This is a genomic window from Micromonospora sp. NPDC050200 (genome assembly GCF_040656135.1).
Classification (GTDB): domain Bacteria; phylum Actinomycetota; class Actinomycetes; order Mycobacteriales; family Micromonosporaceae; genus Micromonospora.
Genome location: NZ_JBFALG010000007.1, coordinates 109,322 through 128,618, shown reverse-complemented (window position 1 = coordinate 128,618; position 19,297 = coordinate 109,322). Strand labels below are relative to the sequence as shown.

Annotated in this window: 15 protein-coding genes; 6 read left to right on the top strand and 9 right to left on the bottom strand. The window is 73.9% G+C overall.

The genetic code is table 11. The annotated features are described in order from the left end of the window. Positions 1–183 precede the first annotated feature (183 nt). Positions 184–1,545: an MFS transporter gene (locus tag AB0I41_RS07560; RefSeq protein WP_357103024.1), complete on the top strand. Its 1,362-nt coding sequence runs from the start codon at positions 184–186 to the stop codon at positions 1,543–1,545. A gap of 51 nt (positions 1,546–1,596) precedes the next feature. Continuing rightward, positions 1,597–2,025 carry a globin gene (locus AB0I41_RS07555; RefSeq protein ID WP_357103021.1) on the top strand — a complete coding sequence of 143 codons (429 nt, stop codon included), beginning with the start codon at positions 1,597–1,599 and terminating at the stop codon, positions 2,023–2,025. 46 nt (positions 2,026–2,071) lie between these two features. Here AB0I41_RS07555 and AB0I41_RS07550 read toward each other — a convergent pair whose 3' ends face one another. The 4 genes from AB0I41_RS07550 to ettA all read right to left on the bottom strand — a co-directional run bounded on the left by AB0I41_RS07550 (position 2,072) and on the right by ettA (position 5,599). Beyond that, complete coding sequence (locus AB0I41_RS07550) at positions 2,072–2,656, bottom strand: YbjN domain-containing protein (protein WP_357103018.1); 585 nt, start codon at positions 2,654–2,656, stop codon at positions 2,072–2,074. 131 nt (positions 2,657–2,787) lie between these two features. Then, positions 2,788–3,477, bottom strand: coding sequence for a hypothetical protein (locus AB0I41_RS07545; RefSeq protein ID WP_357103015.1), 690 nt, complete (start codon positions 3,475–3,477; stop codon positions 2,788–2,790). Further along, positions 3,474–3,920: a thioesterase family protein gene (locus AB0I41_RS07540; protein ID WP_357103013.1), complete on the bottom strand. Its 447-nt coding sequence runs from the start codon at positions 3,918–3,920 to the stop codon at positions 3,474–3,476. The genes AB0I41_RS07545 and AB0I41_RS07540 overlap by 4 nt, the downstream gene beginning before the upstream one ends. Positions 3,921–3,922: 2 nt before the next feature. Further along, entirely contained in the window at positions 3,923–5,599 is a 1,677-nt protein-coding gene (ettA, locus tag AB0I41_RS07535; protein WP_357103010.1) for an energy-dependent translational throttle protein EttA, read from the bottom strand. Positions 5,600–5,989: 390 nt separating this feature from the next. On the opposite strand from ettA, the gene AB0I41_RS07530 reads away from it, so the two are divergent. Both AB0I41_RS07530 and otsB read left to right on the top strand, forming a co-directional pair. Then, the gene (locus AB0I41_RS07530) at positions 5,990–7,390 is read left to right on the top strand and encodes a trehalose-6-phosphate synthase (RefSeq protein WP_357103008.1); all 1,401 of its coding nucleotides are present in this window, start codon (positions 5,990–5,992) and stop codon (positions 7,388–7,390) included. Next, the gene (otsB, locus tag AB0I41_RS07525; RefSeq protein WP_357103005.1) at positions 7,387–9,993 is read left to right on the top strand and encodes a trehalose-phosphatase; all 2,607 of its coding nucleotides are present in this window, start codon (positions 7,387–7,389) and stop codon (positions 9,991–9,993) included. The genes AB0I41_RS07530 and otsB overlap by 4 nt, the downstream gene beginning before the upstream one ends. A 505-nt stretch (positions 9,994–10,498) precedes the next feature. Here otsB and cobA read toward each other — a convergent pair. From cobA to cobC, 3 genes are all read right to left on the bottom strand, one after another. Further along, the gene (cobA, locus tag AB0I41_RS07520; RefSeq protein WP_357103003.1) at positions 10,499–11,728 is read right to left on the bottom strand and encodes a uroporphyrinogen-III C-methyltransferase; all 1,230 of its coding nucleotides are present in this window, start codon (positions 11,726–11,728) and stop codon (positions 10,499–10,501) included. Positions 11,729–11,804: 76 nt separating this feature from the next. Then, a complete protein-coding gene (gene cobT / locus AB0I41_RS07515) occupies positions 11,805–12,902 on the bottom strand; it encodes a nicotinate-nucleotide--dimethylbenzimidazole phosphoribosyltransferase (protein WP_357103161.1) in 1,098 nt (365 codons plus the stop codon). After that, entirely contained in the window at positions 12,902–13,987 is a 1,086-nt protein-coding gene (gene cobC / locus AB0I41_RS07510) for an Rv2231c family pyridoxal phosphate-dependent protein CobC (RefSeq protein ID WP_357103000.1), read from the bottom strand. The genes cobT and cobC overlap by 1 nt, the downstream gene beginning before the upstream one ends. A gap of 133 nt (positions 13,988–14,120) precedes the next feature. Between cobC and AB0I41_RS07505 the strand changes: the two genes are divergently transcribed. After that, on the top strand, positions 14,121–16,253 hold the full coding sequence (locus tag AB0I41_RS07505) for a transglycosylase domain-containing protein (RefSeq protein ID WP_357102997.1): 2,133 nt from the start codon (positions 14,121–14,123) through the stop codon (positions 16,251–16,253). A 111-nt stretch (positions 16,254–16,364) separates the two neighbouring features. Here the strand turns inward: AB0I41_RS07505 and AB0I41_RS07500 are convergent, their stop codons facing one another. Both AB0I41_RS07500 and AB0I41_RS07495 read right to left on the bottom strand, forming a co-directional pair. Continuing rightward, positions 16,365–16,934 (bottom strand): GNAT family protein, encoded by a 570-nt coding sequence (locus AB0I41_RS07500; protein ID WP_357102995.1) that lies wholly within the window; start codon positions 16,932–16,934, stop codon positions 16,365–16,367. After that, positions 16,931–18,298, bottom strand: a complete 1,368-nt coding sequence (locus AB0I41_RS07495; RefSeq protein ID WP_357102993.1) for a cobyrinate a,c-diamide synthase — start codon at positions 18,296–18,298, stop codon at positions 16,931–16,933. Before AB0I41_RS07495 ends, AB0I41_RS07500 begins: the two co-directional genes overlap by 4 nt. Positions 18,299–18,469: 171 nt before the next feature. On the opposite strand from AB0I41_RS07495, the gene AB0I41_RS07490 reads away from it, so the two are divergent. Further along, positions 18,470–19,285, top strand: coding sequence for an SURF1 family protein (locus AB0I41_RS07490; protein WP_357102991.1), 816 nt, complete (start codon positions 18,470–18,472; stop codon positions 19,283–19,285). Positions 19,286–19,297: the final 12 nt, after the last annotated feature.

Sequence of the window (19,297 nt, the reverse complement as noted above, 5' to 3'; positions counted from 1 at the left end):
GTTCAGTCGGAGATGCGACGATCAATCCGTTCGCCCTAGCTAGTTGTCAGACGATCGGGCAGAATCCGGTGCACGCGCTCCCCGCCGGAGCGTGAGCATGTCCTCGCTGATCCGTAGATCTGACGACGGGGTCCCCTCAGGCCGTCACGAGTGGCCGCTCGCGGGGCATGATGGAGGCGAACGGTGTCCGACGAGCGACCCTCTCCGGACGGGCCGGCCACATTCCGTGCGGTGTTCGGCCAGTCCGAGTACCGGGCGGTCTTCCTGGCCACCGTGTTGTCCTGGGTGGGCGACTACCTGGCCAAGGCCGCGGTCACCGTGCTGGTCTACCAACAGAGCGAGTCGGTCGCCCTCACCGCCGCCGCCTTCGCGGTCAGCTACCTGCCCTGGCTCGTCGGCGGGCCGCTGCTCGCGGCGCTCGCCGAGCGCTACCGCTACCGGCAGGTCATGGTGGTCTGTGACCTGATCCGGATGGCGCTGATGGTGCTGATCGCCGTGCCGGACGTGCCGGTGTGGGCGGTCCTCGCCCTGCTCTTCGCCACCACGCTGGCCAACCCGCCCAGCCAGGCCGCCCGGTCCGCGCTCATGCCCGCCATCCTCACCGGCGACCGGCTGGTCCTCGGCCTGTCGCTGAACGCCAGCTCCGCCCAGGCCGCGCAGGTCGTCGGATACCTCCTCGGCGCCGCGGTGGCGGCGCTGAGCCCGACCGTCGCGCTCCTGGTCAACGCGGCCACCTTCGCCGTGTCGGCCGCGCTGACGCGGTTCGGCGTCCGCGACCGGGAGCCGGAGATGACCGCGGCGCACCGCAGCCACCTGTTGCGGGAGACCGGCGAGGGCTTTCAGATCGTCTTCGGCACCCCCGTCCTGCGGGCCATCGCCGTGCTGGTCTTCAGCGCCATGCTCTTCTCGATCGTCCCCGAGGGGCTGGCCGCCGCCTGGGCCCGCGACGGCTCCGCCGGCGGGCTGGACAGCGGCGCCGCGCAGGCAGTCATCATGGCCGCCAATCCGGTCGGGTTCATCCTCGGCGGGCTGCTGGTGGGCCGGATGGTCGCGCCGGCCCGCCGGCTCGCCCTGATGCGGCCGCTGGCGGTGATCGCCCCGCTGGTCCTGGTGCCCACGCTGTTCGACCCGCCGGCGGTGGTGGTGGCCCTGCTCGCGGCCGCCTGCGGGTTCGCCGCCGCCGGCCTGCTGCCGACGGCCAACGGGCTCTTCGTCCGCGCCCTGCCGAACGGCTACCGGGCACGCGCCTTCGGCGTGATGGCCACCGGCATGCAGGTGATCCAGGGCGCCTCGGTGCTGATCACCGGGCTGCTCGCCGACCGCTTCTCCATCCCGCTGGTGGTCGGCGTGTGGAGTGCGGCCGGGGTGCTGCTGATGCTGGTGGCAGCGCTGCGCTGGCCGGACGAGGAGACCATCGACGCGGCCGTCGCGGCGGCCGACCGCGCCAACCAGGACGACGCCGCGGCGCGGGACACGGCGCACGCGCCCCGACCCCGCAACGGCCGGGCGCCGACGGACGGCCGCCGCAGCCACGCTGTGACGTGATCGGCAGCCGCCCCGGGCGGTACGCGGCGGCGCACCTGGCAGGATGGAACGGTGAATCCCGCAGGTGAGTCCGACCGGCCCGGTGCGTCGGTGACCCTCTTCGAGGCGGTCGGCGGCGAGCCCACCTTCCGCAAGCTGGTCGACGAGTTCTACGCCGGCGTCGCCACCGACCCGCTGCTGCGGCCGATGTACCCGGAGGAGGACCTCGGGCCGGCCGCCGACCGGCTGACGCTCTTCCTCATGCAGTACTGGGGTGGCCCCCACACCTACTCCGACCAGCGCGGGCACCCCCGGCTGCGGATGCGGCACGCGCCGTTCCGGATCGGCGCGGCCGAGCGGGATGCCTGGCTGCACCACATGCGGCGGGCGGTCGACCGGCTGGACCTGCCGCCGGAGATCGCCGGGGCGCTCTGGGACTACCTCGAACGCGCCGCGTACTTCATGGTCAACGTGATGGAGGATCCGGCCGGGAACGCCTGACGGGCGAGGAGCCGGGGCCGGCCCGTGCCGGCCCCGACCGTCGGACTCAGAGCAGGGCGCCCTCGTCGTGCAGCCAGTCCACGAAGGTGGTCGCCACGGCCGCCCCGCAGTCGAGCATCTCGACCAGGAGCGCGTCGTGGGTGCCGGCGGCGAGCGGCACCTGGAGCTCGGCGTAGATCGGCAGTTGGCCCCGCTCGGTGGGGTCGCCGACGTACGCCTTGCAGAACCGGCGGGTGTGGTTCCACTCGTTGACCACCCGGTAGGCCCGGTCCGCCCAGTCCGGCGGCACTGTCGCGTGTGGACGGGCCCGCATCACCAGGATCTCGTCCTCGGGGCCCTCCAGGGTGACCAGCACCGCGTGCCGCTCCCACATGGCCAGCAGGTTCCCGTCGCCGTCGGCCAGGTACCGCACGTCGAGCAGGTCGAGGGCGTCACAGACCCGGCGCAGGGTGACCGGCTGCACGGTGACCGGCATGTCCGCGATCACCGGCCGGTCGGCGACCGCGCAGTCGTCCCCCGGCTGCCGGGGGGACGGTGGTCCGACCCGGACGGTGCTGTCCACTGTGATCCCGGTTCGAGTTTCCGGGTCGCCGCCAGCGGCGGGACCAGGGCGCCATGACCACCACGGCATCGCTCGCGCACCTCACTCCCCAGCGGATCCGGACGCCTACGGTGCGTTGGATCCGAGGATGGACGGTACCCGGACAGCCGGGTTGAAGCACCCCCCCAACGACAGCCCCAGTCCAGAAGAATGACCATGGGTCATCCGTTCGGATGATCCTTCACCGGTCGGATCGCGAGTTCCGAAACCTTGCGCGACCATGCCGCTCCGTACGGTCCGACCAGGCCGACCCAGCGGCCGGCAACGCGCACCTGGACCTCGCCCGGGGCGTCGACCGGCCCGAGGAACCCCATCCGGACCAGACCCTGGACCAGGCGCTGGCTCACCTCGACCGGCTCCCCCGGCGGGTCGTCCGGGGTGACCACCACCGCCACGTGGTCGAGCAGCGCGTCCCGCAGCACCCGCTGGCCCACCGCCCGGCCGCCGACCCCCTGGGTGGCCGCGGTCCGCAGGGTGCCCGCCGCCGCCTCGACGATCCGCCGCAGCTCCCCGGCGGGCAGCACCTCCACCCGCCGGGTCGCCGGCGGCGGCAGGGGCCAGCGCCACTGGTCGTCCCGCCGGCCCGGCAGCGCCCCGCCGGCGGACTCCAGCTGCGCCAGCAGCTCGGCGGCGGTGACCGTGACGTCACCCGGGCCGGCCCCGGCCACGGTGCGGACCACCAGCACGTCCCAGGGCAACCGGGCCCAGAGCGCGGTACGCCCGGCCCCGTCGGCCGGGCGGAGCCGGACCACGGTGGCCGGGTCGAAGCGGACCAGCCGGGCCAGGAAGGCGCCCGCGTCGGCGACCCCGTCCAGCCCGTGCCCCGGCGTCACGGCGGGCGCGTCGCTCACGCCGCCCCGCCCGAGGGCGCGTACGCCAGCAGGAAGGCCCGCTCGTCGGAGGTGATGCGGCGGGGCCGCTTGGCCACCAGGTCGAACGGCACCAGCACCGACCGGGCGGTGCTGGCCAGCACGTCGCCGTCGTACAGCTCGTAGGCGACGGTGAACCGGGAGGCCCGGATCTCCTCCACCCACAGTTCGATCCGGACGGTGGGGGCCGCCTCCGCGGTGGCCCGGCCGAGCGCGTAGTCGACCGGGCGCAGGTAGTCGACCTCGTGCCGGCGGATGACGACCCCGTCGGCGAACGAGCCCACTCCCCACGCCCGGCCACCGGCGAACATCAACGCCACCCGCGCCTCCTCGTAGAGGGTGAGGAAGCGCGAGTTGTTGACGTGGCCGTACGCGTCCAGGTCGGACCAGCGCAGCGTGCAGTGGTATACGAACCGGTCCGCCATGCTCAGTCGCGGGTGAGCTTGCGGTAGGTCACCCGGTGGGGGCGGGCCGCCTCGGCGCCGAGCCGGTCGACCTTGTTCTTCTCGTACGCCTCGAAGTTGCCCTCGAACCAGAACCACTTGGCCGGGTCCTCGTCGTCGCCCTCCCAGGCCAGGATGTGCGTGGCGACCCGGTCCAGGAACATCCGGTCGTGGGAGATGACCACGGCGCAGCCGGGGAACTCCAGCAGCGCGTTCTCCAGGCTGGAGAGCGTCTCCACGTCCAGGTCGTTGGTCGGCTCGTCGAGCAGGATGACGTTGCCGCCGATCTTCAGGGTCAGCGCCAGGTTGAGCCGGTTGCGCTCGCCGCCGGAGAGCACCTTGGTCGGCTTCTGCTGGTCCGGTCCCTTGAAGCCGAACGCGGCGATGTACGCCCGGGACGGCATCTCGACCTTGCCGACCATCAGGTAGTCGAGCCCGTCGGAGACGACCTCCCACACGGTCTTGTCCCCGGCGAGGCCCTGCCGGTTCTGGTCGACGTACGACAGCGAGACGGTCTCGCCGACCCGGACCTGACCGTCGGTCGGCTGCTCCAGCCCGACGATGGTCTTGAACAGCGTGGTCTTGCCGACGCCGTTCGGGCCGATGATGCCGACGATGCCGTTGCGCGGCAGCGAGAAGCTGAGATTGTCGATCAGGAGCCGGTCGCCGAAGCCCTTGGCGAGGTGCTGCGCCTCGATGACGGTGCCGCCCAGGCGCGGGCCCGGCGGGATCTGGATCTCCTCGAAGTCCAGCTTCCGGGTCTTCTCCGCCTCGTTGGCCATCTCGTCGTACCGGTCGAGCCGGGCCTTGGACTTGGTCTGCCGGGCCTTGGCGTTGGACCGGACCCACTCGAGCTCGTCGGTGAGCCGCTTCTTCATCTTGGCGTCGCGGCGTCCCTCGACGGCCAGCCGGGCCGCCTTCTTCTCCAGGTAGGTGGAGTAGTTGCCCTCGTACGGGTAGGTCCGGCCGCGGTCCAGCTCGAGGATCCAGTTGGCCACGTTGTCCAGGAAGTACCGGTCGTGGGTGATCGCCATCACGGTGCCGGCGTACTTGGCCAGGTGCTGCTCCAGCCACGACACGCTCTCCGCGTCCAGGTGGTTGGTGGGCTCGTCGAGCAGCAGCAGGTCGGGCGCCTCGAGCAGCAGCTTGCAGAGCGCGACCCGGCGGCGCTCACCCCCGGAGAGCTGGGTCACGTCGGCGTCCGGCGGCGGGCAGCGCAGCGCGTCCATGGCCAGTTCGAGCTTGGAGTCGACGTCCCAGGCGTCGAGGTGGTCGAGCTCCTCCTGAAGCTTGCCCATCTCGTCCATCAACTCGTCGGAGTAGTCCGTCGCCATCTGTTCGGCGATCTTGTTGAACCGCTCCAGCTTGGCCTTGGTCTCGGCGACCGCCTCCTCGACGTTGCCGAGGACGGTCTTGGCGTCGTTGAGCGCGGGCTCCTGGGCGAGCATGCCGACGGTGTAGCCGGGCATGAGCCGGGCCTCGCCGTTGCTCGGCTTGTCCCACCCTGCCATGATCTTGAGGAGGCTGGACTTACCGGCGCCGTTCGGGCCGACCACACCGATCTTGGCCCCCGGCAGGAAGTTCAGCGTCACGTTGTCGAGCACGACCTTGTCGCCGTGCGCCTTGCGCGCCTTTTCCAGGACGTAGATGAACTGGGCCACGGTGCGGGCTACCTCCGTCGGTTGCTGTCGCCGATTTGGCGGGCGCGGCGCGGGCTGCTACCTCCGCCCGCCGCCGCCGGCCGGGGGCCGGCCGCGCACGCCGTCGTCAATCCTGACAGGTACGGCCCGCTCCGCCCACATCACCCCGCCCGAGCGGTACGTCGACGAGGCGCGAGATGTTTGCCGGCGCCGGGGTCGTGATCACGGACGAGGAGCCCGCCGGTGTGGCCGATCATCGACCTCTGACCAGGGTGATTGTCGGCAAGATCACGGAAACGGTTCAGCGACCGTGGGACAGGGTAGGTGACTCCGGCACGGGGCCCCAGACGCCGCAGCTACGCTCAGTACGCTCATCGCGGTGGACCCGTCAGCACCCGGAGGTGGCCGATCGTGACCGTCCGTAGCTCCTTTGTCGTAGTGGCGAACCGACTGCCGGTCGACGAGGTGAGCACACCCGAGGGACGGCAGTGGCGACGCAGCCCGGGCGGGCTGGTGACCGCGCTGCATCCCGTCCTCGCCGAGCACCAGGGCACCTGGGTCGGCTGGGCCGGTGGTACGGGCGCCGCCCCCGAGCCGTTCGACCTGGAGGGCATCCGGCTGCACCCGGTGCCGCTGAGCGCCGAGGAGCTGGAGCGCTACTACGAGGGCCAGTCCAACGCCACGATCTGGCCGCTCTACCACGACGCGGTCGAGACCCCGGCGTACAAGCGCCGCTGGCGCGAGGCGTACCGCCTGGTCAACGCCCGGTTCGCGGAGGCCGCGGCGGACGTCGCGGCCGAGGGCGCCACGGTCTGGGTGCAGGACTACCAGCTCCAACTGGTCCCGGCGATGCTCCGCGAGCTGCGGCCGGACCTGCGGATCGGCTTCTTCCTGCACATCCCGTTCCCGCCGATCGAGCTGTTCATGCAGATGCCGTTCCGCACCGAGATCCTGCGCGGGCTGCTCGGCTCCGACCTCGTCGGGTTCCAGCAGCGGCTGGCCGCGCAGAACTTCGTCCGGCTGGCCCGGCACCTGCTCGGCCTGCGCTACGAGGGCCAGATGATCCAGGTGGACGGCCGGCAGGTGAAGGCCGGCGCCTTCCCCATCTCGATCGACACCAGGGAGATGGAGCGGATGGCCGCCGACCCGGCGATCCAGGCCCGGGCCGAGCAGATCCGCGAGGAACTGGGCAACCCGAAGACGATCATCCTGGGGGTCGACCGGCTCGACTACACCAAGGGCATCGAGCTTAGACTGAAAGCCTTCCGAGAACTCCTCGCTGACGGAAAGTTGACAGTGCCGGACGCGGTTATGGTGCAGGTCGCGACGCCCAGTCGCGAGCGCGTGGAGCACTACCAGGCACTTCGCGTCAAGGTGGAGCGCGAGGTTGGTCGGATTAATGGCGAATTCGGACGAGTCGGCGTGCCGGCGGTGCATTATCTGCATCAGTCGTACAGTCGCTCCGAACTGGCCGCGATGTACGCCGCGGCCGACGTGATGATCGTGACCCCGCTGCGAGACGGAATGAATCTGGTGGCCAAGGAGTACGTGGCATCGCGCGCCGACCAGGGCGGCGCGCTCGTGCTCAGCGAGTTCGCCGGCGCGGCCACCGAGCTGCGCCAGGCGTTCCTGTGCAACCCGCACGACCCCGACGCCGTCAAGGACGCCCTGCTGCGGGCCGTACACGTGGAGAAGCCGGAGGCCCGCCGACGCATGCGGATCATGCAACGTCATCTGCGCACCCACGACGTGGGGCACTGGGCGAAATCGTTCCTCACCGAGCTGGGCGCCCCCGGGGCGGAGGCCGCGTGAACGCTTCCGCCGACATCGTGACCCCGCCCGCGGGGACGATGGACCCCGAGCTGCGCGCGGCCATCGGGCGCATCGCCCGGGTCCCCCAGCTCCTGGTCGCCTGCGACTACGACGGCACGCTCGCGCCGATCGTGGCGGACCCGAGCAAGGCCGTGCCGCTGCCGGAGTCGGTCGCCGCGGTCCGCGCGCTCGCCGCGCTGCCCCAGACCACCGTCGCGGTTGTCTCCGGTCGCGCGCTGCGCGACCTGGCCGCGCTCTCCCGGCTGCCCAGCGAGGTCCACCTGGTCGGCAGCCACGGCTCCGAGTTCGACATCGGCTTCGTCGAGCGGCTCTCCCCCGAACTGGTCGCCGTCCGCACCCGGCTGCGCGACGCGCTGCGCGAGATCGCCGCGGTCCACCCCGGCGTACGGCTGGAACGCAAGCCGGCCAGCGTCGCCGTGCACACCCGCGGGGTCGACCCGCAGGTCGCGGCGGCCGCCATCGAGGCGGTCCGCAACGGGCCCGCGAAGTGGGACGACGTCACGGTCACCCAGGGCAAGGAGGTCATCGAGCTGTCGGTGGTCGCCACCCACAAGGGCACCGCCGTCGACCAGCTGCGCACCCAGCTCTCGGCCAGCGCGGTGCTCTTCATCGGCGACGACGTCACCGACGAGAACGCCTTCGGCAACCTGCACGGCCCCGACGTCGGCATCAAGATCGGCCCGGGTGACACCCAGGCCCACTACCGGGTCACCGATCCGGTCGACGCGGCCCGCGCCCTGGGCCTGCTGCTGGAGACCCGCCGGCACTGGCTCTTCGGCGAGCGGGCCGTCCCGATCGAGCGGCACTCGATGCTCGCCAACGGCCGGACGGTCGCCCTGCTCACCCCCGAGGCCGACGTCACCTGGCTCTGCCACCCCAAGCCGGACTCGGCGGCGATCTTCGCCGACCTGGTCGGCGGCAGCCCGGCGGGCCATTTCAGCGTCGCCCCCGAACGGGGCGGGATCCCGCTGGGACAGCGTTACCGCAACGGCACCATGACCGTCGAGACGCGCTGGTCGGGCCTCACCGTCACCGACTGGCTGGACCTGCCGGCGCGGGAGACCACCCCCGACGGCCCGGCGATCATCACCGGCGACTCGACCCTGGTCCGGGTGCTCACCGGTTCCGGCCGGGCCCGGGTGGAGTTCGCCCCGCGACCCGAGTTCGGCCAGGTGGCGGTGCAGCTGCAACCGCTCGACGACGGCCTGCTGGTGCTCGGCTCCAACGAGCCGGTCGCGCTCTACGCCCCCGGCGTCGAGTGGGAGGTCGGCAGCGACGGCGCCGGGTACGAGACCGCCCGCGCGGTGGTCGACCTCTCCGCCGCCGGCGGCCAGGTCGTGCTGGAGCTGCGCTTCGGCACGCACAGCCTGGAGCACCACGCCGTCCCGATCCACGAGCGCCAGGCCGCCGCCGAGCAGCCGTGGAAGGCCTGGGTGGCCTCGCTGCGGCTGCCGACCACCGCCCGCGACCTGGTCGCCCGCAGCGCGCTCACGCTGCGCGGACTGTGCCACGAGGCGACCGGCTCGATCCTGGCCGCGGCGACCACCTCGCTCCCCGAGGAGCTGGGCGGCGTCCGGAACTGGGACTACCGCTACTGCTGGCTGCGGGACGCGGCGATGACCGCCCGCGCGCTGGTCGACCTCGGCTCGGTCGAGGAGGCCGAGGCGCTGCTGCGCTGGGTGGACGGCTGCATCGAGCGCACCGGCGGCCACCCGGAGCGGCTGCACCCGCTCTACACCGTCGACGGCTACGAGCTGGGCGCCGAGGCGGTCATCGACACCCTGCCCGGCTACGCCGGCTCCCGGCCGGTCCGGGTGGGCAACCTCGCCAACCACCAGCTCCAGCTGGACGTCTTCGGCCCGATCGCGGATCTGATCGCCGCCGTGGCCGACGCCCGGGGCTCGGTCCGCGAGGACGAGTGGCGGGTGCTGGAGAACATGGTCGAGGCGGTCCGCCGCCGCTGGCACGAGCCCGACCACGGCATCTGGGAGGCGCGCCTCCCCCCGCGCCACCACATCTTCTCCAAGGTGATGTGCTGGATGACCGTCGACCGCGCGCTGCACGTCATGCGGCAGCACGGCGGCGAGGACCGGCCGGAGTGGGTGGAGCTGCGCGACCGGATCGGCGCCAACGTGCTGGAGAACGGCTGGCACGAGGAGGTCGAGGCGTACAGCGTCGCGTACGGCCACGAGGACATGGACGCCTCCTCGCTCTGGATCGGCCTGTCGGGGCTGCTCCCGGGCGACGATTCGCGCTTCCTCTCCACCGTGCTCAAGATCGAGGCGGACCTGCGCAGCGGCCCGGTCGTCTACCGGTACCACTGGGACGACGGCCTGCCCGGCCGGGAGGGCGGCTTCCACATCTGCACGGCGTGGCTGATCGAGGCGTACCTGCGCACCGGCCGCCGCACCGACGCGGAGGAGCTGTTCCTGCAGATGGTCGACACGGCGGGCCCGACCGGGCTGCTCCCCGAGCAGTACGACCCGCTCGCCGAGCGCGGCCTGGGCAACCACCCGCAGGCCTACAGCCACCTCGGCCTGATCCGCTGCGCGCTGCTCATGGACAACATGCTCAAGCAGTGACCTGAGCGCGCGACGGCGGCCGGGGACCCACGTCTCCGGCCGCCGTCGCACGTCCGGGCCGTCGCGAGCCGCCGGCCCGGCCCGGCGGACGGCACCCGGCGACTGGGATCGGGCGGCCGGCACCCGGCGGCTGGGATCGGGCGGCCGGCACCCGGCGACTGGGATCGGGCGGCCCGGCACCGGGCGGCTGGGATCGGGCGGCCGGGATCGGGGCTGCACCGTCGCGCCCTTTGGAGCTGATGTCGTAGACGATTCAGGCCGATGGCACGCCAGCCGCGCCCGAGCTTATCGACGCCGGGTGGGCGACCTGGCGGGGACCGGACAAGGTGCCGCCAGTCCGGCGACGTGGACTGGAGCCGGTGCCACGGACCGGTGAATCGTTGACGACATCAGCTCCAAAGCGACCGGGTGAGGTGGGTCAGCCCCGCCACCCGGAGCGACCGGGGCGAGGTGGGACCGCCCCCGCGTCCCTCATCACGCCCACGTCCGCCACGACCACGGGGGATCAGGCGTCGAGCGCACCCACCACGTCGCCGATCACCACGACGGCCGGCGGGCGCAGGCCCGCCGCGACCACGTCCGCCGCCACCGCGCCGAGCGTCGAGCGGAGCGTCCGCTGGGCACCGGTGGTGCCCTCCTGGATCACGGCGACCGGGGTGGCCGGATCCCGGCCGTACGCGGTGAGCGCCGCGGTGATCGCGGCGAGGTTCCGCAGTCCCATCAGCACGACCAGGGTGCCGCGCAGCCCGGCCAGCGCCGGCCACCGCACCAGCGAGTCCGGCGAGTCCGGCGCGACGTGCCCGGAGACGACGGTGAACTCGTGGGCCACCGCCCGGTGGGTGACCGGGACGCCGGCCACCGCCGGCACGGCGACCGCGCTGGTCACCCCCGGCACCACGGTCACCGGTACGCCCGCCTCGGCGCAGGCCAGCAGCTCCTCGCCACCCCGACCGAAGACGTACGGGTCGCCGCCCTTGAGCCGCACCACGACCTTCCCGGCCAGGGCCCGGTCCACCAGGATCCGGTTGATCTCCTCCTGGGTGCGCGACGGCCCGTACGGGATCTTGGAGGCGTCCACCAGCTCGACGTCGGGGCGCAGCTCGTCCAGGAGCAGGCCGGGCACCAGCCGGTCGGCGACCACCACGTCCGCCTCGGTGAGCAGCCGCCAGCCCTTGACGGTGATCAGCTCCGGGTCGCCCGGACCGGCCCCCACCAGCGCCACCCGCCCGGGCCCCGCCCCGCCCGGCGGCGTGTCCCGCCCGGCGGCGGCCAGGCCGGTGCGCACGGTCAGCAGGTCGCGGACGGCGTCCCGGACGCTCATCGCGCGACGCGGGTCGCCCCCGCCGAACACCGCCACGGTGACCGGTCCGTGCCGGGTCACCGCCGGCGTCCACGCGGTGGCGGCGGAGCGGTCGTCGGCGCGTACGCAGAAGATCCGGCGCTCGGCGGCGGCGGCGCTGACCGAGGCCGCGGCGAGCGGGTCGTCGACGGCGACCTGGACCAGCCAGGCGCCGTCCAGGTCGGCCGGGGCGAACCGGCGCGGCGCCCAGCGCAGCCGGCCGGCGTCGACGTGGGCCTGCAGGGCGGGGGTCAGCTCCGGCGCGACGAGGAAGACGTCCGCCCCGGCGTCCAGCAGCGCCGGCACCCGCCGGGTGGCCACCGCTCCCCCGCCCACCACGACCACCCGCCGGCCGGCGAGCCGCAGGCCGAGGGGGTAGGGGGGGTTGGCGCTCACGCCGCCGCCTCGCTCCGCTCCGCGGCGGCGCGAGGCGCCGCGCTACTGAGCCGGATGGCTCGCTCGCTCCGCTCGCTCACTTCTCGGAGACCCCCGCCGAGTCGAAGGTGGCGACCTCGTGCAGCACCCGGACCGCACCGGTGACCACCGGCAGCGCCAGCAGCGCGCCGGTGCCCTCGCCGAGGCGCAGCCCGAGGTCGATCAGGGGGTCCAGGCCGAGGTGGCGCAGCGCCACGGTGGCCCCCGGCTCGGCGGAGCGGTGCCCGGCGACCATCGCGCCGACCGCGTCCGGGGCCAGGGCCGCCGCGACGAGCGCGGCACTGGCGGCGATCACCCCGTCCAGCAGCACCGGGACGCGGCGGGCGGCGGCGCCGAGGATCAGGCCGGCCAGCGCCGCGTGCTCCAGGCCGCCGACGGCGGCCAGCAGGCCGAGCGGGTCGGCCGGGTCGGGCCGGTGCCGGCCCAGCGCGGTCCGCACCACGCCGACCTTGCGGTGGTACGTCTCGTCGTCCACCCCGGTGCCCCGCCCGGTCACCTCGGCCGGGTCCGTGCCGGTGAGTGCGGCGACCAGCGCCGCCGACGGGGTGGTGTTGCCGATGCCCATGTCGCCGGTGAGCAGGATGCCCGCCCCGGCGTCGACCAGCTCGCCGGCGATCCGGATGCCGGTCTCCACCGCCACGCGGGCCTCGTCGCGGGTGAGCGCCGCGGTGACGCTCATGTCCCGGGTCCCCCGGCGGACGTTCGCGGCGACCAGGCGGGGCCCGACCGCCCGCCCGGCCACGCCGACCCCACCGGCGACGGCGTCCGGGTCGACGGGGAGCGGGGTGGCCACGCCGACGTCGACCACGGTGACCGAGGCGCCGGCCTGGCGGGCGAACGCGTTGACCACCGCCCCGCCGGCCAGGAAGTTGGCGATCATCTGGGCGGTGACCTCCTGCGGCCAGGGGGTCACCCCCTGGGCGTGCACGCCGTGGTCACCGGCGAAGATCGCCACCGCGGCCGGTTCGGGCAGCGGCGGCGGGCAGGCGCCGGCCAGCCCGGCGAGGCGTACGGAGAGCTCCTCCAGGGCGCCCAGGGAACCGGCCGGCTTGGTCAGCCGGCCCTGGAGGTCGCGCGCGGCCGCCATCGCCGGCTCGTCCAGCGGCCCGATCGCCGCGATGGTGGTCTCCAGCATCATGCCTCCAGGATCTCGGCCAGTACCTCGGTGAACGCGTCGGTGGTCGCCGGGTCGCGCACGGCCACCCGCAACCAGTCCGGCCCCAGCCCGGGAAAGGTGTCCCCGCGCCGCACGGCCCAGCCGCGCTCGCGCAGGATCTCCCGCACCCGGTCGGCGCCGGCCAGGTGGAGCAGGACGAAGGCGCTGGCCGGGCGGCCGGCGACGCGTACCCCGGGCAGGGCCGACAGGCGCGCGACCAGGTGGTCGCGGTCGGCGGCGAGCCGCGCGGCGATCGCGCGCTCGGCCGCGACGGCGGTGGGCGACGCGCAGGCGGTGGCGGCGGCGAGCGCCGGGGTGGAGACGGCCCAGAGCGGCTGGACGGCGGCGAGCCGGTCCAGCAGCGCGGCCTCGCCCAGCAGGTAGCCGATCCGCAGGCCGGCCAGCCCCCAGGTCTTGGTGAGGCTGCGCACCACCACCAGGCCGGGCAGGTCGCGCCGGCCGGCCAGCGACTCCGGCTCGCCCGCCACGCCCGGGGCCAGGGTGGTGTCGGCGAACGCCTCGTCGACGACCAGCACCCGGCCCGGCCGGGCCAGGGCGGCCAGGTCGGCGGCGGGGTGCAGCACCGAGGTGGGGTTGGTCGGGTTGCCGATCATGACCAGGTCGGCGTCGGCGGGCACTCCCGCCGGGTCGAGGCGGAAGTCGTCGGCCGGGTCGAGCAGCACCCGTTCCACCTCGTGGCCGGCGGCCCGCAGCGCCGCCTCCGGCTCGGTGAACTGCGGGTGGACCACCACCGGGCGGCGGACCCCGGCCAGCGCGCGGGCGAGCAGCACGAAGCCCTCGGCGGCGCCGGCGGTGAGCAGCACCTCCGCCGGGGGACGGCCGTGCCGGGCCGCGACGGCCGCCCGGGCGGGCCCGGGATCCGGGTACGCGGCCAGGCCGGCCAGCGAGGCGGTCAGTGGGTCGGCCAGCCAGTCCGGCATGGTGTCCCGGCGGACGTTGACGGCCAGGTCGACCAGGCCGGGGGTGGCCTCGGCATCCCCGTGGTGCCCCAGGTCGGGCTCGTCCCCGGTGCCCGGCGGCACCTCGATCAGCTGACCACGCATGTCCGTGATCCTGCCGGGAAGCCGCGGTACGGGACAGCGGATCCCGACGTGGGCCGCGTCACCGCCGGCGGCGCCCCTCGCCCGTTTATGAATTCTTCTCATTTCCGAATCGGAAATGTCATAACTTGACCATGTGAGCAACCGACCCCTTGCTGCCGCTGGTCGTTCCCTTCCTCTCCTGCGCGCCGGCCTGATCGCCGCCATCGTGGTCGCCGCCGCGGCCTACCCGTTGGCCGCGTACACCGGCATCGGCGCCAAGGCCACCGCGCACGCCATGGAGCAGAAGACGAACATCCTGCGCACCGCCCTGCCGGCCGAGACGTCGTACCTCTACGCCCCCGACGGCAAGTCGATCCTGACCATGTTCTACGAGGAGTACCGGCAGTACACGAAGCTGTCGGACATGTCGCCGAACATCCAGCAGGCGATCGTCGCCGCCGAGGACAACCGCTTCTACCAGCACCACGGCGTCGACCCGAAGGGCGTCGCCCGCGCCTTCGTGGCCAACGCCCGCTCCAGCGGCGTCTCCCAGGGCGCCTCGACCCTGACCATGCAGTACGTCCGGATGGCGCTGCGGGACAGCGCCAAGACCCCGAAGGAGGTCCAGGAGGCCACCCAGCAGACCAGCCTGCGCAAGGTCAAGGAGATGCGCATGGCCCTGGACGTCGAGAAGGAGCTGACCAAGGACGAGATCCTGGAGCGCTACCTCAACTCGGCGTACTTCGGCCACCGGGCGTACGGCATCTACGCCGCCTCGCAGATCTTCTTCTCCAAGACCCCGGCCACCCTCACCCCGGTCGAGGCGGCCACCCTCGCCGGGTTGGTCAAGTCCCCCTCCGAGTACGACCCGATCAGCTCCGACCAGAAGGACGCCACCGGGCGGCGCAACTACGTGCTCGACCGGATGGCGCAGCTCGGCTACATGTCCCCGGACGCCGTCGCGGCAGCCAAGACCGAGCCGATCCGGACCAAGGTCACCAACCCGCCGAACGACTGCGCCTCGATCCCCGGCAAGTACACCACCTGGGGCTTCTACTGCGACTACGTCAAGAACTGGTGGAGCGCCCAGCCCGCCTTCGGGGAGAACCGGCTGGAACGGATGGACAAGCTGCGCCGGGGCGGCTACCGGATCGTGCTGGCCCTGGACCCGAAGATCCAGGCGGCGGCGGAGAACAACGTCGGCGCGAAGGACAGCGTGGGCAGCCCGTTCGCCAACGGAATCGTGGTCGCCGAGCCGGGCACCGGCCGGATCAAGGCGATGGCGGTGAACCGGAACTACTCGCTGGACCTCAGCGAGAACGGGCCGAGTTCCAACCCGGAGGCCGGCCCGAACGTCAAGGCCAACTACCCGAACACCGTGGCACCCCTGCTCGGCGGCGGCAGTCTTCCCGGCTACCAGGCCGGATCGACGTTCAAGATGTTTCCCATGCTGGCCGCGCTCGACGCCGGGATGCCGCTGTCCACCGTCATCGACTCGCCGTACCGGTACCAGTCCGCCATCTACGACGGGTGGGCCCCGTCCAACGCCAGCGGGGCGATGACCGGCCGCCAGACCATGTGGTCCGGCTTCGGCAAGTCGGTGAACACCTTCTTCGTCCAGCTGGAGGAACGGGTCGGCGCGGACAAGGGGGTACGGCTCGCCGAGCAGCTCGGGCTGCGCTGGCGGACCGACGTGGACCGGGACCACGCCGCGCCGGACAGGGCGAACAAGTGGGGCGCGTTCACCCTGGGCGTCTCCGACGCCACCCCGCTGGAGATGGCCAACGCGTACGCCGCGGTCGCCGCCGATGGGCGGTACTGCGAGGCGATGCCGGTCATGTCGATCACCAACCGGGACGGTACGCCGACGACGTACCGCACGACGTCCGGCATCGAACGGGAGGTCGCCAAGCCGCGCTGCCGGCAGGTGGTGAGCGCGGACGCGGCCCGGGCCGCCACCGACGCCGCCCGCTGCCCGACCGGGGACACCCCCGCGAAGGGGAGCTGCGGGGGCTGGTCGACCGCGGACAGCGTCCGGGGCACGGTGGGCCGCCCGGTGGCCGGCAAGACCGGTACCACGGACAGCACCCGGTCGGCCTGGTTCGTCGCCTACACCCCCGAACTGGCGGCGGCGAGCTTCATCGCCGACCCGGACAACCCGTTCAACGCGGTGGGTGACGGGCAGTCCCAGGTCCCCGTCGAAGCGGTCGCCCAGACGCTGCGCGACGGCCTCAAGGGCACGGGCACCCGCGAGTTCACCCCACCCTCCGACCGGATCGTGGGGTGACCACGGCTCGCCCACCCGGGTGACCGGGAGCGCTGCGTCAGGAACGGTGCGGTTCCTGACGCAGCGCTCTGTCGGCTCCGGTCCGGGCCGGCCGCGGTCAGCGGCGGGCGATCAGTGCAGGTCGGCGGCGACCAGGGACCAGAGCTCCAGGTCGACTCGGGCGCCCCGGACGAAGCCGGCGTTGCGCAGCAGGCCCTCGTAGCTGAAGCCGGCCTTCTCGGCGACCCGGCGGGACGCCACGTTGCCGGGCGCCACCCGCAGCTCGACCCGCTGGAAGCCGTGCTCCAGGATCAGCGCGATGGCCAGCGCGTCCACCGCCTCGGCGGCGAGCCCGAACCCACGGGCGTGCGGGGCGAGAGCGTACGACACCTCGGTGAGCCGCGCGCCCCAGTCGGTGCGCCGGGTCCAGAGGCAGCCGATCACCCGGGCGTCCTCCCGGCGGACCACCGCGTAGTGGTCGCCGTCGCCGCTGTCGCGCCGCTGCCGGGCCAGGTCCGTGCACCAGGCCTGCCCGTCGATCTGCCCGGCGGCGTCGGCCAGCGGCAGCCAACGCTGGGTCTGCCGGTCGGCGAAGACCTCGTCGACCGCGCCGGCGTCCGCCGCCACCAGCTGACGCACCTCCGTACGCGGCGTGGAGACGGTCAGCGTCGGGAACCGGCGGACCGCCACCTGCCCGATCACGCGGGTGCTCCCACGCCCTCGGCAATCCCGGCCGCCGACACCAGTCGGGTCGCGATCGCCGGGTCGGCCGCCCAATGCAGGCCCAGCTGCGAGGCGTGCACACCCCGCCAGACGAACCCCTCGGGAGTGCCACCCTCCCAGCTCCACGCCGGGCGCTCGCCGGCCCGGGGCGTCAGCACCGCGCCGTGCTGCTTGTAGCCGACCGCCGCGGCCCCGGCCTCGGCGACCACGCTGCCGGTGCGGGCGGTCGCCTCCCGGTACCCGACGACCAGGCCGTCGCGGCTGGCCCCGATCGCGTCCAGCACCCCGCACATCGGCCGGCCGTCCAGCTCGCGGGCCAGCCACAGCAGGCCCGCCCCCTCGACGAGCACCGGACGGCCGGCGCGGGCCAGCTCGGCCACCGCGATGCAGAGCCGGCGGTTGGCGGAGAGCTCGTCGGCGTACGACTCGGGCAGGCCGGCGCCGACGACCAGCGCGCGGGTGCCGGCGGGCAGCGCCTCGTCGCGCAGCGGGTCGAGGGTGACCACCTCGGCGCCCGCCGCGCGCAGCAGCTCGGCGGTCTCGGCGTAGCTGTAGCTGCCGCCCGGCCCACCCGCCAGCGCGACCAGCGGACGGCCCTCGACCGGGGCGGCCGGCGACGGCGACCAGGGCTCGACCGGCAGCGCGGGCGCGGAGCGGGCCAGCGCGAGCAGCCGGTCCAGCTCGACGGTGCCGGCCACCGCCTCGCCGAGGCGCCGCACCGCGCGGGTCGCCTCGGCGTCGCCGCCGACCACCGGCAGCACACCGTGCCGCCGGGCGGGCAGCACCGCGGGCAGTTCGTGCCGGCGCAGCGCGCCGTAGACGGGGACGTCGACGTCGTCGAGCGCCCCCCGCAGCATCGCCTCGTGCCGCGGGGACGCGACCTGGGTGAGGATCACCCCGCCCAGCCAGAGCTGGTCGTCGTAGGAGCGGAAGCCGTGCACCAGGGCGGCCACCGACTGCCCCATCGCGGCCACGTCCACCACCAGCACGACCGGGCTGCGCAGGGCGGTGGCGACGGCCGCCGTGGACTCCGCCTCGGAGCGCCCGGCCACCGAGTCGTACAGCCCCATGGTGCCCTGCACCACCGCCAGGCTGGCACCGGCGGCGCCGTGCGCGAAGAGCGGCCCGAGCCGGTCGACGCCGACGAGCCTCGGGTCGAGGTTGCGCCCGGGCCGACCGGCGGCCAGCCCGAGGTACGCGGCGTCGACGTGGTCCGGACCGACCTTGAAGCCGGCGACGTCCAGACCCCGGTCGGCGAGGGCGGCGAGCAGGCCGATGGAGAGGGCGCTGGTGCCGTGTCCGGAGGACGGCGCGCTGAGCACGAGGCGCGGCACGGCGGTCATCATCGACTCCTCGCGGGCGACGGATGGTGGTACGCGGACGACCGGAAGGATCCCGACGGGAGATCCGCTCGCGTGACCATACCCGCCAAGACCGACACGCGGCGGCCGCCGCTTGTCGGAGCACCGGGCCGTCGCGGTCAGTGGCCCCGGTCATGCGGGTAGCCTCGTGCTGTGTACCGGTTCCTCCTGACCCCACGCTGGCTGGGCATCCTCGCGCTGACCCTGGTCGCCGCCGCGATGATGGTGCTGCTCGGCAACTGGCAGCTGGACCGCTACGAGCAGCGCACGGCGGTCAACGAACGCATCGACGCCGGCAGCCGGGGCACCCCCGCGCCGCTGCGCGACGCGCTGCCCGCGCCCACCGGCGGGGCGGGCTCGGTCGGCCCGGCCCCCGCCGAGCGGGCCGAGTGGAGCCGGGTCACCGTCACCGGCCGGTACGACGCCGCGAACGTGGTCCTGGTCCGCGGCCGTACGGTCGACAGCAAGGTCGGCTTCGAGGTGCTCGCCCCGCTGGTGCTGGCCGACGGCACGGCCGTGCTGGTCGACCGGGGCTGGGTCCCGCCCGCGCCGGGCGGCGCGATGGCCATGCCGCAGGTGCCCGCCCTGCCCACCGGCGACGTGACGGTGGTCGGCCGGGTGCACCCCACCGAGACCGGCGGGGGCGGCGTGGACCGGCGCGACGGTCGGCTGGAGACCCGCCGGGTCACCGTCGACAAGCTCGCCCGCGAACTGCCGTACCCGGTGCACGGGGCGTACCTGCTGCTGGACGAGCAGACCCCGGCGAACGACGCGGCCTTCAGCGCGGTCCCGATCGGGCACGCCAACAACTGGCAGAACTTCGGCTACGTCGTCCAGTGGTGGCTCTTCGCCGCGATGACGCTCTTCGGCTACGGCTGGGTCGCCCGCCGGGAGGCCCGCCGCGCGGCGGGGCTGGACGTGCCGAAGGGGCCGGTCGACCGGGCCGCCGAACCGGCCACCCCAGCCTGACCGCGCGGTCGG